The sequence below is a fragment of the Fredinandcohnia onubensis genome (genome assembly GCF_002734285.1).
Lineage (GTDB): Bacteria > Bacillota > Bacilli > Bacillales > Bacillaceae_L > Ferdinandcohnia > Ferdinandcohnia onubensis_A.
In genome coordinates, this window is the sequence record NZ_NSEA01000008.1 from 85887 (window position 1) to 102137 (window position 16251).

The following is a 16251-nucleotide window of genomic DNA, read 5'->3' on the forward strand; positions in this document are numbered from 1 at the left end:
TATAAAAGGTAATTTTTGGTCAGTGAACATGTGGAGTTAGATAACTTGGTTCTCTAATTGACTATGATAGAGGTTGTGATAATACCCTTTTTGCTGTAAAAGAGAGAGTTGATCTCCTTTTTCGATAATTTCTCCGTCTTTCAAAACAATAATTTGGTCTGCTTTTTCGATCGTATTTAAGCGGTGGGCAATGATAAAGCTCGTCTTTCCCTTCATTAACCGTTGTAGTGCTTCTTGAATTTTCATTTCTGTGACAGTATCAATGCTACTTGTTGCTTCATCAAGGATAAGAATAGACGGACTTGCAAGAATGGCTCTTGCGATCGAAAGTAGCTGCTTCTGTCCTTGACTAATGCCACTACCATCTTGGTTTAGAATCGTGTTAAATTGTTTTGGAAGTTTCATGATAAACGAGTGTGCATTTGCCAATTTTGCAGCTTCTATCACCTCTTCGTCTGTTGCATCTAGTTTCCCATAACGAATATTTTCCATGATAGAGGCTTGGAACAGATAAACATCCTGAAGTACAAAGCCCATATTTTGACGAAGGCTTTCCCTTGTAATGGAGGAGGCTTTAACACCATCAATTCTTATTGAACCTTCGTCCGGTTCGTAAAATCTAGACAATAAATTTATGATCGTTGTTTTCCCAGCACCCGTTGGGCCGACAAAAGCAACCGATTCTCCTGCCTTTACTTCAAATGATACATCTTTAATTGTATTGCCACTCTTGTTATAGGCGAAAGAGACATGGTTGAATTCGACATTGCCATGAATTTCATTCATTTTTTTCGCATTTGTTTCGTCCTTAGCCTCTACTTCCTCATCTAAAATATCAAATACACGTTCAGCACCTGCAATTGCGGATAGCAATGTATTGAATTGATTGGCTAAGTCATTCAGTGGGCGGGTAAATTGTCTCGAATACTCTGCAAAAATGACAATCGTTCCGATGGTGATATGTCCATTTAAAGCAAGTATCCCACCAATTCCTGCAATGATTGCAAAGCTTAGGTTATTTAAGACGTTCATAAGTTTAGGGATAAAACCTGAATAAGCTTGGGCATAATAGCCTGCTTTCTTTAGTTTTTCACCTTTTTCTAAGAATTCATTGATCACTTTTTCTTCTTGTGAAAAGGTCTTTACAATTCTTTGACCAGAAATCGTTTCCTCGATATAACCGTTCAGTTCTCCTAAATAACGTTGCTGTTCCTTAAATAGCTTCCCTGTTCGTTTTGTGATCCATTTAATCCCGATAAACATGATAGGGATGATCATCATCGTAATCAAAGTTAACAGGGGGCTAAGCCAGACCATTATCGCTACAGTACCAACTAATGTAAGTAAACTAGAAAAGATTTGAATGACAGACGTATTCAACGTCGAGCTTACATTTTCAATGTCATTTGTAATTCGGCTCATAAGTTCCCCATGTTGGCGTTTATCAAAATAGTGAATCGGTAACCGATGTAACTGTTCGAAAAGTTCAGTTCTCATAGAAAAGACGGTATTTTGAGCAATCCCTACCATCCAATAGTTTTGATACCACAACGAAATGGAATGCAGAATATACACAATTCCTAAACTAAGTAGTAAAATGAGGATTCCATAATTGTCTTTTGTTACGATATATTCATCAATACCTCTTCCTAACAAGTACGGCCCTAGGAGACCAAGCCCTGAACTCGCTACTACCATAGCTAGGACAGCGAGTAATAATTTGTGATTGACCGCCAAATAGGACCAAATTCTTTTGACGGTACCAATTTTGTCCTTAGCCTGTTGTGGCTTACTCCCATCTTTTTGTTTAGGGCGATTAATTCGCGTTGACATGAGCTTGTCCCCCCTTTCCGAACTGTGTTTCATAGACCTTTTGATAAAAAGATGAGGTTTGTAAAAGCTCTTCATGGTGTCCAGTGGCAAGTAATTTTCCATCTTCCATCAGTAAAATCGTATCAGTTGCCATGGCTGTGTAAATCTTGGAAGTAATGATCAATGTTGTACAGGTGTATTCTTTCAATGCCGTTAATAATTGGGCTTCTGTTCTTAAATCTAATGCACTTGTACTATCGTCTAATAGTAGAATTTTAGGGTTGCGAACAAGTGCTCTCGCTATGGAAATTCGCTGTTTTTGGCCACCTGATAGGTTAACCCCTTTTTGACCAATGATGGTATCGTATTGTAATGGAAGTTTTTCAATGGTTTCATGAATTTGGGCTGCCTTTGCAGCATCTATGATTTCTTCCATCGTCGCATCCTGTTTACCCCAGAGTATGTTCTCCTTGATTGTTCCAGTGAACAACAATGCCTCTTGTGGAACATAGCCAATTTGTTTTCTCAATTCATCAAGTTTTCGATTTTTCACATCCATCCCGTCAATCACAACACTTCCATGAATAACATCATATAATCGTGGAATTAATTGAAATAAGGATGTCTTCCCTGAACCGGTTGCACCAAGGATTGAGACCGTTTCACCTGGCTTTATTAAGAAAGAAATATCATGTAAAACCTTCACGTTTGTTCCAGGATACTTGAAATCAACATGAGAAAATTCAATGCTGCCTTCCGGGTTTTTAATACTTTTGACATTCATTGTTGATTCTATTAAGTCAACCTCAGTATCTAATACATCAATGACACGTTCTGATGAAGCTTTTGCCCGTGAAAAATGCATGATAATCCATGAAAAAACACCAAGTGCACCCGTAATCCTTGTCGTATAATTGATTACCGCAACAACTTCACCTACTTGAACATTTCCATTACTCACATCAATACTCCCAAACCATAGAATCACAATGATGCTAGCGTTCATCAAAAGTAAAAGTACCGGCATTGTCAATTCGATAAGGCGAAGCGATTTTATCGTACGTTCCTTTAAGTCTTCATTGGCATGTAAGAAACGGGAGGTTTCATGTTTCCATCGTACAAAAGCTTTGATAAGTCGCATCCCCGATAGATTTTCCCTCATCACTCCATTGACGGTATCTAGTTTCTGTTGAACAGATTGAAAAAGCCTTCTCGCTTTTGTCATGACAAAAATAAGAAATAAAATTAAAAAAGGAGTCGTAATAATGAGCATCATCGCAAGCTTGGCGTTAACGAGGAAAGCCATAACCATTCCAAAAATGATGAGCATTGGTGCCCGTATGGCGATACGCAGACTCATAAATACAGTATTTTGTAACTGGGTGACATCATTGGTCATTCTCGTGATTAATGTCGCTGTATCAAATTTTTGAAGATTTGCGAAGGAGAAGGATTGAATTTTCCCAAACAATTCTTTCCGAATGTCAAAAGCAAAACTTTGACTGGCATGTGATGCAAAAAAGGAATTTGTAATACCTGATATAAAAGCAAGTAGTGAGATTCCAACCATAATTCCTCCCCACTTCATCACAACAGAAAGATCATTTTGTAATATACCATCATCGATCACTTTTGCGATTAAAAGCGGTTGCAAGAGTTCCACCGTGAGTTCAACAAAAGTCAAAACTAGAGCAACTGAAATGGCTAGTCGATAGGGTTTCAAATAAGAAAGTATTCTAAACATAAGGGCCTCCAAAATATGTACCAAACAATTATTTCAAATTCCGAATTATTTTAATCATACAATATAATCCATTATTATTATAGAAAAAAAACACCAAAAGCATCCGCTTTTGATGTTTTATGGGTTTTGTAGTTTGTGAGAATATAATTTTAGGCTGACGAAGAAACTTATAGCAGTTGCAAGTATGACCATTATTAACATATACAGAATTAAATGATGCATTCCCTTTCCTACATCAACCTGACTTGTAATAAGCATTCCCATGATACTTGCCCCAAATGTAGTTCCAATGTTTCTTGCAAAGAATTGAAGACTTGTTGACGTTCCCTTTTGATGAGCTTCTGCCAATTCCTGTGACCCAATTGTCCCAATTGTAACGACTATACCGAATGCAAAGCCTTGGATCGTTAAAATCGTAAAGATATACCAGAAACTTGTGTCTTTATTCATGAAAAATGCAAGAATTGCTGATAGGATGAGCAGTCCGTTTCCTAAAAAGATTGTTTTTCGATATCCATATTTTAAGATTAGGTTTCCTGAAGGAATAGATGCAAGCATCCAGGCAACACTCATACCGAATAGAACGAGTCCACTTACTGTTATTGAAATCCCTTGAACTTCCTGCATATACAACGGAACATAGTTGGAAAACGCAAAAATACTTAAAAAGATTAAAAAACCATTAATATTCAACCATGAAATATTCTTATTCTTCAATATTTCAATTGGGATGAATCGTTTATCTGATTTTTTCTCGGCGTAAATAAATGCAATTAAAAAGAGGATCCCAATTATATTGTAGATTATAAGATTTTTAGTTGTAATGGTGTTCATTAAAAACGCAAGCATACTTCCTGTAAAAAGAAGTGCACTAAGATAATTAAGTGGATTTTTATCCTTAGTAATGCTTTCTTTGTATGGAATTAAACATAAAAGAACAATGATTCCAATTGGTATATTAATAAAAAATATCCACCGCCATGAAAGTGTCTCGACGAAATAGCCCCCGATAAGCGGTGCAATGACAGCAGCAACTCCCCACATGGCTGAGAAGAATCCCTGAATTTTTCCGCGTTTTTCGATCGAATAAAGGTCACCGGCAATGATCATGGTTAAAGGTGCTACTCCACCAGCGCCTAAGCCCTGAATTCCACGATACACAATTAGTTCTATCATTGAGTCTGCTAATCCACAAAGTAATGATCCGATTGTAAATAGAATGATAGAAATACTAAATATTTTTTTCCTTCCATAAATATCGGCAAGTTTCCCGAATATTGGTAAGGAAACAGTAGAAAATAAAACATATATGGCAAACATCCACCCATAAAACTTATATCCACCTAGCGTTTCTGCAATCGTAGGGGCAGTTGTTTGGAGGATTGTCGTATCCATAGCACTGATAAGCATCGCAAGTACAATACTTACTAACACAAATGGTTTTGATTTCATAATGTCTTCCCCTTTTTGCCTTGAATTACTCCATTATACTACAGATATTGGAAAAAATAAGATATATGTTTTTTCAAAAAAATACTTTATGGACTTGATTTTATCAATAAAAATGAGGTTATTTAATGATTCGCATTCTTGCAATTAGTCATCAAAATGAACGTCTGACAGATATCCCGATTACAGAAATAAAAAATACAGATTGTAAATGGTATTGGATAGATTTTAACCGACCGACTGAAATGGAAATTGAAGAATTATCAAAAACACTTCAATTTCACCCACTAGCTATTGAAGACTGCATTCATGTGTTGCAACGACCTAAATTAGATTTTTATGAAAAAAATACGTTCTTTGTTTCACACAGTCTTCATCGATTTACACTGGAAAAAGAAGAAATCAATATGTTTCTAGGTGAAGGATATATAGTGACCTTTCATTTATCAGAATTAGGTGAAATAAATGATGTGTGGAATCGCTTAATGGTTACTGAAACGATTGAGAACTGGGATCCTTCCCTTGTGTTGTATCATATCATTGATAAGCTAGTTGATAATTATTTTCCAGTTGTGTATCAACTGGAAGATACCTTAAATGAAATTGAAGACAATTCTAATGAAAAATCGATGGAAGAGCTACTTGATGAACTTTTTGATACGCGTCATAATTTACTTACCTTAAGGCATACGGTGATACCGATGCGGGATTTGGTATATCGAATTATTAATTCACATCGCCTTGACCTATTGCAGCATCGAATTGAGTATTTTCATGATATCCATGATCACCTTTTACGTCTAACTGAAAAAATTGATGCGAGCCGGGAGCTTACTGCGGATATTCGTGATAGCTATTTGTCGCTAAATTCGCATCAAACCAATAAAGTGATGCGAATCTTAACTGTTATAACGACAATCTTCATGCCACTAACGTTTATTGCCGGCATCTATGGTATGAATTTTAATCATATGCCTGAACTTACATATAGATATGGGTATTTCGTAATTCAAGCAATTATGATTGTAATTGGAATTGGTATGTTTTTGTGGTTTAAGAAAAAAGGTTGGTTTCGGTGAGGTTTTGGTACGGACGCTTTCGGATAAGGAAGAATGCGTTAGAGCCGACCAAACATAAATTTCGGTCGGCTTTCTTTTAATTATTTCTTTTTACCATTATTAGATTTCTCTTGTTCGTAAGATAGTCCAAATCCGTATTCGTATTTGACACCCGCTTTTGTCTTATAAGTGAAGTGCTTATATTCTTCAGGTGCAAAGCTTGGAACGTCTCCTACTTCTCGCTCTAAGGCTTTCGCGTTAGCTGGTATAGCGAATGGTAGTTTACCAACCGGATTGAATTCTCCTGTGATTACATCAAATACTGCTTCTTGTTGTGTACCGAAAGTACCAATAAATGCAGCTGCTTTTGGTTCAAGCTTATTTATTAGCCATTGGTTCGTAAAGTTTACAGCAGTAATCGTTGGAACCGCTTTTTGGATCTCAACAATTCGGTCTACATCAGATATTCCAGTTTCTGGACCAACCGTAATTCGTGGGTTATTATCCCAGTTCGATTGAGTTGGTTTCACATATACATATGCATGTGTTGCTTCCTCAACACTATCAACTATTTCAATATTAGGGAATTTTTCGTTAAGTGTATGTTTTAAATCTGCAGTAAACCCTTCAGATTGCTTTTTAGATTCCTCAATCACATACTGTTCAGGATCATCATTACTTCTAGGTGCTGCAACTCCAACAAATCCTTCAACATAAAGCTTAACATTTTCTAATTTCTCTTCTGTTAACGGTAATAGTTTTTCACCTTTCACCTTATCATTACGCATTAGAACAACTGATTTTTGATGTGCTTCATAAGCTAATGCTCTATGTTCTTCATCGTTTGCCAAAGCAACCGCATCTTCAGGATTTACATAAGGATCTTCAAACAGTCCTAATGTCATCATTTCAGAAAGAGTATAAGTTAATGATTCGTCTACTTTTTCAATGTCTAGAAGGCCTTTGTTAACTGCCTCGATTAAGTACTCTGGTGTTGCACTCCCTGAGATAATGTTTGTACCAGCATTTACAGCTTTTGCAACTTTTTCGGCTGCTGTTTTATCATTGTATCCCCATGCACTACCTGCTACTGCACCTGAGTCAGAGTTAACATAACCTTTGAAACCAAGTCCTTCACGTAAGTAACGGATTATCCCTTCATTTAATGTCATACCCACTTCTTCAAATTGCTGATCCTCTTGATTTACATATGGTGGTAACCCCTGGTCAGCACTATCATTACTTGGATATGCATAATAAGGCATTACAGATGAAACTCCTGCTTCAATCGCTCTTTGGAACGGAGGAATGTGATACTTTTCCATACTTCCCTCTGTCGGATAAATGTTAAAGCTACCGTTTTCGAAGTGAGGATCTTGTCCATCATCACGAGCTCCGCCACCAGGGAAATGTTTTACTGTTATCGCTACACTGTCTTTTCCTAGTTCTTCACCTTGGAATCCTCTAATAATTTCATAGTTCATATCTCCAACAACTTTTGGATCTTCCCCGAATGTTTCTTCAATTCTTGCCCATAGTGGATCAGTGGCAACATCGGCCATATATCCATACACTTTGCGAATACCTGCTGCTCGCCATTCTTGACGGGCAATATCGGCGAATTCACCAACAGCTTCTACATCTCTCGCTGCAGCTAAACCTAAGGTTCCAGGCCAGAATGTGTGTTGATCTTGAGCATTGGTGATATTTGTATAATCCGTTGATGCAGAGTTTCTAGGATTTGAAGTGATAACAACTGGAATCCCTAACTCAAGATCTTCTGCTAATTTTTGCATTTGGTTATTATAATTTGCAATATCTCCTAAGTTTTGAGACAAACGATAAATAACATGGCGCAATTTTTTATCAGTAACAATTTTACTGTTTTCAGGTGTTACAAAAGTTCCATCTGCTGGATCTGCTTCTGGAGTGTGTGTAGCGATATACATCAATCCAGCCTTTTGCTCAAGACTCATTTGACTAATTAAATCAGCTACACGTTCCGAAACTGGCTTTCTCCAGTCTTCGTAGACATCTAAGCTTTGATCTCCATTTGCATCTCTAAAATACTTGTCGCTAATTTTTAAAATTCTATCTTGAGTTGCTACTTCAATTTCTGGTTGACCTTCAGCTTTTTCAACTTTATAGGTTGTAATTGCACCTCTGCCGTCATACGGAGTAGCTTCTCCCTCATTGCCTGTGTACCCCTGCTCATCTGCAAAACCAATTGTTGGCGCTACAAGTGAGAGTGCAAGTGTACTTGCTAAAAGTTTCTTCCTTAATTTTGAAGACTTTCTGATTTGCCTCGATACTGATGCCATTTTTCTTCCTCCCTAATAAATGTAAGTTTTCACATAAAAATAGTGTGATTTATAGAAAAATACTACCCACCCAAATCGTTTTTTGTGGGTTTTGTATTTATTCTCTAGTTCATTTCCTGCTTGATCGAATTGTTATATAGAAGGAATAATTTTGGAATGTACATATAGTTAACGCTTTCAGAATACGCTTCCATTTTTGTGAAAATAAATAATTAATTAGACTACTAAACAAATTAATTACTAATATATTACCATTCCAATAAGTGAATCGTCATGAGTCTTAGTTACTTATTTATAGGGGGACTTTCGGTGGTAATAATTTCTAGTAGGTATAGTAAAAATGTAATAGATTTGACTAAATAATTAGATGTATTTAAATTTTTCATAAAAACTTTATGAAAATACTATTTAATCCCCCCTCCTTTCAGATATAATAATACTTAGAGTAACGAAATAATTTTTAGGGGGTAAATTTATGACAAAGGTTAAAGAAAAATTATTAACTCGTGCTGAGGTCCCTGTTGAGCAAACCTGGAAACTAGAAGATTTGTTTCAATCGGTTGAAACATGGGAACAAGAATTAGCTTCTATTGAGGCTGATGTATCAACTGTCACAAAATTTAAAGGGCAATTAGGAAATGATGCAAAAACATTCTTAGATTGTTTACTTGCAAAAGAAGAACTTCAAAAGCGTATGGTTTTACTAGGTACATATGCGAGTCTACGATTTAATGAGGATGCGACCAACCCTGAGAATCAAGGAAATGCAGCGAGAGTTTCGTCCATTTTTTCAGCAATTGGTGCAGCACTATCATTTATTGAGTCTGAAACACTTGCATTACCAGATGGAACAATTGAACAATACATACAAGAAGAAAAAGAATTAGAAGTATTTCAGAATAACTTAAGCGTCATTTTGGATAAAAAGCCACATACCCTTTCACCTGAAACGGAAGAAGCGCTCGCTGCTCTTGGTGAGGTTCATGATGCACCATATATGATTTATCAACGAAGCAAAGCGACTGATATGACATTTCCTTCATTTAGTGATGAGGAAGGCAATGAACTGCCACTTTCCTTTGCTTTATTCGAAGATCGCTACGAGCTTTCTGAAAATCAGGCAATTAGACGAAATGCATTTGATACTTTTTCTGATACATTGAAAAAATATCAAAATACGTTTGCGGCTGCCTACGGTACAGAAGTAAAAAAACAAGTGGCATTATCAAAATTACGTAACTATGAATCTGTTACTCATATGCTCCTGCATCCACAACAGGTTACTCTTGAAATGTACAATAATCAATTAGATATTATTCAAACTGAACTTGCTCCACATATGAGAAAATTTGCGAAACTGAAACAACGCGTTCTCGGCCTAGACAACATGCATTTTAGTGATTTAAAAGCACCAATGGATCCTGATTTCAATCCAAAAACAACCTATGAAGAAGCTTCAAAAACCATTCTTGAAGCTTTGCAGGTAATGGGTCCTGAATATAGTGCAATCATGGAAAAAGGTCTTACTGAGCGTTGGGTTGACCTCCCTGCTAACGTTGGGAAATCAACAGGTGCCTTCTGTTCAAGTCCATATGGTGCACATCCTTACATTTTAATCACATGGACGGATACAATGCGTGGTGCATTTATTTTAGCTCATGAACTTGGGCATGCCGGTCATTTTTATTATGCAAATGGACATCAACGAGTTGGCAATACTCGCCCATCCACTTACTTTATCGAAGCACCATCAACTATGAATGAGTTGCTTTTAGCTGAACATCTATTATCGAAAACAGAAGATAAGAGAATGAAGCGTTGGGTGATTCTTCAATTGCTTGGAACTTACTATCATAACTTTGTGACTCATTTACTTGAGGGTGAATATCAACGTCGAGTTTATGCACTAGCTGAAAGTGGTAAGCCAATCACAGCCCCTGCTTTAAGTGCAATTAAAGGTGAAGTTTTAAAATCTTTCTGGGGAGATGCGGTTGAAATTGATGATGCAGCAAGCTTAACATGGATGCGTCAGCCACATTATTATATGGGACTATATCCATATACATACTCTGCTGGATTAACTGCTTCTACTGCTGTAGCACAGTTAATCAAAGAAGAAGGTCAACCTGTAGTTGATCGTTGGATTGAAGTATTAAAAGCTGGTGGTACAATGAAGCCACTAGAACTAATGAAAAATGCTGGTGTCGATATGTCTAAACCAGATGCAATCCGCAAAGCAGTTGCCTATGTCGGCGAATTAATTGATGAATTAGAAGGACTTTACGAATAATAGTGAAATGCCCAGAACTTATCTGGGCATTTTTTGTATTAACACATACAAGCCATGATGACGTTTCCATCTGGGTCTTTGAAATTAAACCAGGCAAAGTTCTCCCCCACTCGTTCAATTTCCCTAACGATTTCGATATCATTTGATTTAATAAAATCATAGGCAACATCAATGTCGTCAACTAGAAAGTTAAAGATCGGGTTTGGCGACGGACTGTGGATGAAAGCAGGGTCAAAGGCATGGTCATCTAAGGTTAAACCCGTGCTTCCATTGATTGGAATGTTATAAACCGGTGATTGAACACTTTTTAAATCTGGTTCAAATCCTAAAATCTTACTGTACCATTCAACTGATTTTGTTAAATCTGTAACGTGAATGAAAACCCCTCCCATTGTGTTTGTGATTGGAGATTGGTTCGTTTTGTTCATTTTTACCACATCCTTTTATAGTTTACGAGCTTTTATAATCATCGTTGTAGGAAATTTTCGTGCTTTGTATAACGAATAATAGCGATCTGATACCTCATCCTCAATTGAAGTTAGTGACGATGAAATATCACTTTCTATAACCTGATCTATCGTAAAACCTGCTTTTATTAATTCATTTATATACGTGCTCATTTTTCTTGTTGGAATGACCATCGGTGCATTTTCACCTTTAAAGTTACTGTATGTAACTGTTCCTTCGCTTTGATATGATCCTTCTAGATAGATACGGCCATTTTCACTTTTTAAATGAGGATATAATGGATGATCCCAACTAAATAGGAAATAACCACCAAATAGCAAATAGTCATAGATTAATTTAAAAGTTGCTGATAAATCTGTAGACCAACCGATTGCATAAACAGAATAAACTAGATCAAAATATTCTTTCGGTATGCCAACATCCTTCTCCATTGGAGCACAATATAAGTGAGGATCCAAACCTGTTAGTGTTTCATTTGCAGTTGCTATTTGAGATACTGACAAATCTACTCCCCAAATTTCACTTGCTCCTTTATCTGACATGTATTTTAATGAATGCCCACTTCCGCAACCAATATCAAGCACTCTCCTAAGTGATATATTCTCAAGCAGTCCCAATTCATCCTCTGTTTGTGTAAACGGACCATAACTAGGAAGAGCATCCTTTCCATTAAAATGATGCGCTACAATGTCCCAGCTCTTTTTATTGTTTATCAAAATGTCATTTGTCATAACCTTTACCTCCTCTAAAACATACATTCTATAAAAAATGGAAATATCCTTTTCTATAAATGTAATAAAAATCCATTTGTACATCATTTATTATTAAAAATACAATGAAAAACATTCGTAAAGAAGAAATGCGAATGCATTTTTTGTATTTGGTAGTATGAAGCCATGCGTAAAATCCAAAAAAAGGTAGAAATGATTTCAAAAGGGATCAAATATGTAATAAAAATCCATTTGCGTATCATTTATAAGTAAAAAAGCAAAAAAAACATACGTAAAACAGAAATACGAATGTTTATATTTAGAATGGCAGTATAAAATCATTTGAAAACTCCAAATAATGTAAAAAATATTTCGAAATCGTATAAAATGTTTGTTAAGAAATATTAAGTAAAACAAAAGCACCCTTACTTGCAGGACGTAAATAGCTAACATCAAGTTGCTAGTAAGGGTACTAACTATTAAACTATTTTTGTTTCTTAAATACATGATTTATTACACAGCTTTTTTCTGTATTATACTTCTCCTCCGTAACTGTACTACTAAGAACTCGAGCCCCTTTAAAAACACGTAAACGATTGGATTTGTCTTAAGCTGATACCAAAGTACAACCATCTAAAGCCATTCCATCTATACCCTGAAACGGATCTTCTGCCAACAAAAGTTGGGTAGAACCAGAATTGTCCAGGGCCTCGTAGCCATACATAGGTATATCTAAACAGACATCCTCTGATACTTCCTGGATCGACTGCAAATGCTTGAGCTTGTTGTGATTGCGAAGGAACAAACGATGGTGGTGGTGCAGTTGGTGGTCCTCCTCCCTGTCCCTGGCCAGGTGTACCGAATGGTGGCCCACCTCCAGGTCCTTGGCTTGGTGGTCCGAATGGTGGTCCCATCGAACCTCCGCCAAATGGCGGGAAGAATGATCCCATCTGTCTTTCATATTCGTAATAATTTTCTAAATCAGTGTGGTATGGTGGTAGACCGTTTGGGTCGTAATAATACATCTTTTTATACACTCCTTATTCATAGGCTACTAGCATCCTATTCCATAGGCTTACGCCTTTCAACTTGTACCTCTAAAATGTGCTTTTACCTAGAACCTTTGGAAAATTAAAAAACACCTGTCTTTGATACGCATATAGTATCCAAAGGCAGGCTTACATGTTAGTGGTCTCTATGTACAAAATAATTTAATATTTGTTTTAAGAAACTAGTTTTTAGTTGAAGATCTTGCAAAACTTCCATCGCCTTACAGTAATGTTCCCACATTTCTTTTTTAGCGCCCTCTAAACCTAGGATGGTGACAAATGTTGATTGATTGTTAATGGCGTCCTTTCCAACCATTTTTCCAAGTAATACGGGTGCACCTTCAACATCTAGTAAATCATCTTTAATTTGAAAGGCAATACCAGAGTGATAAGCAAACTTTTTTAAAGCCTCGATTTCTCTTTCGTTCACTTTTGAGAGTATGGAAGGCATGATGAGAGCAGCCTCAAAGCCTTTACCTGTTTTTAAATGGCACATAAGATTTAATTCTTCAAGTGATAATTGTTTGCCCTTAGAATTTAAATCCATCGCTTGCCCTTTGCACATATCTTCTGTACTTTGGGTTGAGTATTGAATCAACTTAAGTACCACATCTGCATCAAACTGAGTCAGGGATGCTTGCTCGAAAGTCGCCCTTTGAGTCAGAAAGAGACCAGTTAATTCCGCAATGGCGGTATTATATACTTGATGTACCGTTTCCTGTCCACGTCGAAAGGATGCATTATCCTGTGATGGAAGATCATCATAGATTAAAGATGCCGTATGCATATACTCTAATGACTTCAGCAATGGAGCAATCGTGCTTTCTTTTAAACCATATTCTTTTACACCCATCATCCAAGTTACGATCGGTCTCAGCCTTTTTCCGCCTCCGTCTAGACTATAATTTGCAGCGTTTATTACTGCTGAAACATCATTGTTATGGTGAGTGATGTGTAAAAGGTTATTTATCTTTGTGCGAACCTCTTCAACTAGTTCAGTAAATTCTTCTTTTTCTTTCTGTTCATTTTTTAAGTTCGTAACCATGTGATCTCGTAATAGTTTATCAAAGAAATCGACATCTTCTGCCTTTCGAACCATTTTCTGTACTACATGATTAAAGGCCGGACTACCCGAAGTGAATGTTTCCATTATTTCTTCATAGACATTGTTTCCTACCCGCTTTTTAAATCGTTTCAATCCATTAATTGCACGATTTAAAATGATTTCACAGGCTTTTGGATCAGATTTATATATGTTATGGATCAGATAAGAAATGACAGCCCAATATAATTCATATGGGTTTACTAAGTCGGTTCGCTTCTTGTGATGTGTTAAATAATACGTATATGGGGTTACAGCTCTGTCTTCCAGGTCAGAAAACATATCCGAAAAATCATCTGCAAGTTGATTATAAATCCCATAACAGAAAATCCGCTTTTCATGGCCATCATCTTCGGGCGCATTTATTAAAGAACGAACAATCAAACGTGAAGAGGATGATTTAATAATTATTGGTACATATAAATCTTCATTCGTATACGTTGCATTTGAAAGAACTTTGTCACGGTCTATTTCTTGTGATTTAAAAAAGACATAGGATTGTTCAAAAAATGAGTGCAACTTCTCTTCAGGTTGCTGATTCTTAATGTACTGGAAGGCTTCTGAAAGTTCCGATTGTACAAATTCTAGTAAATTCTTATTTTTCCCTGTCCACTTCCCTGACTCAGGTACAGTTTCAGTAAGTAGTGTTGTACGTATCATATCGGAATATTGCCGTTGTTCTTTGTCAGTCAATATCTTTGCATCCAAAAGGTCATCGATAAATGGATAGGTAAGACCATAGGCAAAGCCTAGTCGAAGGGCAGTATCTAGTTTATTAGAACGAACTTCTGGCGAGAGGTCCTCCCTCATTTCCTCAATCTCATTAATGATGACGCCCGCAATGATTTTGAGTAATTTCCTCTGAGCATGGGTTCCATCCATTCCTTCTGGTATATTCATAGACACATTCTTTAATTTTTCTAATAACCAAATAATAGTCGATTCAATACCTTCCTTTTGTCCCCATCTGTATAACCCTGTCGTACTAAAAATATCCTTTCCTTCATTTTTGTCTTTGGATACTGTTATGAGCAAATGTTCTTTCAAACTAGTAACAACGTTCTCAATCCTTGATTGGGTATTAGACGCTTTAAGATCTTTTCCCATATCTCTCATAAATATATATGAAATACTTCTGTCTAGGTAATGATTTAATTTTCCGGTATAATTTAGCCACCTTATATAACTATAATAATCCTTTGTATCGGATGGCCTTTTCGCCCCTTTCAGAAAAGAAAATGGCGAAGGATGAATATGATGATTCTTCCAAGTTTTGAAGTCTTTTGTTAGTGTTGGAATATAACTTTTGTCATTGATATCTTTATATAGTACTTGAAAATATTGAGCGGCTTTCTTCTCAGCCAGTTGATAACATCTTTCGGCATTGTCTCTTAATCCAACATTCATTTTTATAGATACCTCAACTTTTGTTCATTACCTTATATGTATGATCGTTAGGTGGATTCATAAAATATTTCATTTATTCTAATCATTATATTTTTTAACCGTCACAAATGGTTTATCTTTCAACCCCGAAACCTTACTGTTTTTGAAATAATGCGGTTAATAATCCAGGTACACCAAAGACTTCATTTGGCTGTTCAACCACCTTCATTTCTCTTATTTCAATATCTTTAAACTCTCTAAAAATAGACTTTAATCTTTGATCGGTGTAGCCTAAACCCCCCTTTAGACTCCGTAGTCGATAAACCTCCCAGTCGGAGATATCGGACCCTCCAAATTCTCCGCCCTCGGCAAAGCAAGTAATTCCAAAAAATCCATTTGGTTTTAATGCCTTTTTCACTAAATTTATATATGATATCCTTCGATGAGGAGCAATATGGTGAAAGCAACCTGAATCATATACAATATCGTAACTACCTTCCTCAACCTCTAAATCAAAGATATTCTGATGAATGTAGTTTATTTGTAACTCACTTTCAGCAGCACGTTCTTCGGCCCACTTAAGAGATTCTTCTGATAAATCGACAGCATCAACGGTACACCCCTTTGCTGCAAAGTACATTGCGTTTCGACCTGGCCCACATCCTAATTCCAAAACTCTGCCTCCAGTGAAGAATTTTCTATCAAAGTATGAAACTAAGTTTTCGTCAGGAGAGTTCACAAAGAAGGGTATGCTTTTTTCCCTGTCAGTATAAAAAGTATCCCAAAAATGGGTTGGCTCACGCAGTAACGAATCTAACATTTTCAATACGTCTTCAAAATCATAAATTGTTTCTGACAAAAG

The 16251-nt window shown here is 36.4% G+C and carries 11 protein-coding genes; 2 read left to right on the forward strand and 9 right to left on the reverse strand.

Features of this window, described 5'->3' with window-relative positions; all coding sequences use genetic code 11:
• Nucleotides 1–36 precede the first annotated feature (36 nt).
• The 3 genes from CKJ95_RS08495 to CKJ95_RS08505 form a co-directional block, all read right to left on the reverse strand.
• Nucleotides 37–1833 carry an ABC transporter ATP-binding protein gene (locus CKJ95_RS08495; protein ID WP_099352981.1) on the reverse strand — a complete coding sequence of 599 codons (1797 nt, stop codon included), beginning with the start codon at nucleotides 1831–1833 and terminating at the stop codon, nucleotides 37–39.
• Nucleotides 1817–3556 (reverse strand): ABC transporter ATP-binding protein, encoded by a 1740-nt coding sequence (locus CKJ95_RS08500; RefSeq protein ID WP_099352982.1) that lies wholly within the window; start codon nucleotides 3554–3556, stop codon nucleotides 1817–1819. Before CKJ95_RS08500 ends, CKJ95_RS08495 begins: the two co-directional genes overlap by 17 nt.
• A gap of 117 nt (nucleotides 3557–3673) precedes the next feature.
• Nucleotides 3674–5008, reverse strand: a complete 1335-nt coding sequence (locus tag CKJ95_RS08505; protein ID WP_099352983.1) for an MDR family MFS transporter — start codon at nucleotides 5006–5008, stop codon at nucleotides 3674–3676.
• Between the two features lie 125 nt (nucleotides 5009–5133).
• Here CKJ95_RS08505 and corA point away from each other — a divergent pair, with 125 nt between their 5' ends.
• Nucleotides 5134–6084 carry a magnesium/cobalt transporter CorA gene (gene corA / locus CKJ95_RS08510; RefSeq protein WP_099352984.1) on the forward strand — a complete coding sequence of 317 codons (951 nt, stop codon included), beginning with the start codon at nucleotides 5134–5136 and terminating at the stop codon, nucleotides 6082–6084.
• An 80-nt stretch (nucleotides 6085–6164) separates the two neighbouring features.
• Here the strand turns inward: corA and CKJ95_RS08515 are convergent, their stop codons facing one another.
• Nucleotides 6165–8384 carry a glycoside hydrolase family 3 protein gene (locus CKJ95_RS08515; RefSeq protein ID WP_099352985.1) on the reverse strand — a complete coding sequence of 740 codons (2220 nt, stop codon included), beginning with the start codon at nucleotides 8382–8384 and terminating at the stop codon, nucleotides 6165–6167.
• Nucleotides 8385–8859: 475 nt separating this feature from the next.
• On the opposite strand from CKJ95_RS08515, the gene pepF reads away from it, so the two are divergent.
• Nucleotides 8860–10674: an oligoendopeptidase F gene (gene pepF / locus CKJ95_RS08520; protein WP_099352986.1), complete on the forward strand. Its 1815-nt coding sequence runs from the start codon at nucleotides 8860–8862 to the stop codon at nucleotides 10672–10674.
• A 38-nt stretch (nucleotides 10675–10712) separates the two neighbouring features.
• Here pepF and CKJ95_RS08525 read toward each other — a convergent pair whose 3' ends face one another.
• The 5 genes from CKJ95_RS08525 to CKJ95_RS08545 form a co-directional block, all read right to left on the reverse strand.
• Nucleotides 10713–11102: a VOC family protein gene (locus tag CKJ95_RS08525; RefSeq protein WP_099352987.1), complete on the reverse strand. Its 390-nt coding sequence runs from the start codon at nucleotides 11100–11102 to the stop codon at nucleotides 10713–10715.
• Between the two features lie 15 nt (nucleotides 11103–11117).
• Nucleotides 11118–11873 carry a class I SAM-dependent methyltransferase gene (locus tag CKJ95_RS08530; protein WP_099352988.1) on the reverse strand — a complete coding sequence of 252 codons (756 nt, stop codon included), beginning with the start codon at nucleotides 11871–11873 and terminating at the stop codon, nucleotides 11118–11120.
• Nucleotides 11874–12430: 557 nt separating this feature from the next.
• Nucleotides 12431–12877: a hypothetical protein gene (locus CKJ95_RS08535; protein WP_099352989.1), complete on the reverse strand. Its 447-nt coding sequence runs from the start codon at nucleotides 12875–12877 to the stop codon at nucleotides 12431–12433.
• 160 nt (nucleotides 12878–13037) lie between these two features.
• Nucleotides 13038–15410, reverse strand: coding sequence for a polyprenyl synthetase family protein (locus CKJ95_RS08540; protein WP_099352990.1), 2373 nt, complete (start codon nucleotides 15408–15410; stop codon nucleotides 13038–13040).
• A 133-nt stretch (nucleotides 15411–15543) separates the two neighbouring features.
• Nucleotides 15544–16248, reverse strand: a complete 705-nt coding sequence (locus CKJ95_RS08545; protein WP_099352991.1) for a class I SAM-dependent methyltransferase — start codon at nucleotides 16246–16248, stop codon at nucleotides 15544–15546.
• Nucleotides 16249–16251: the final 3 nt, after the last annotated feature.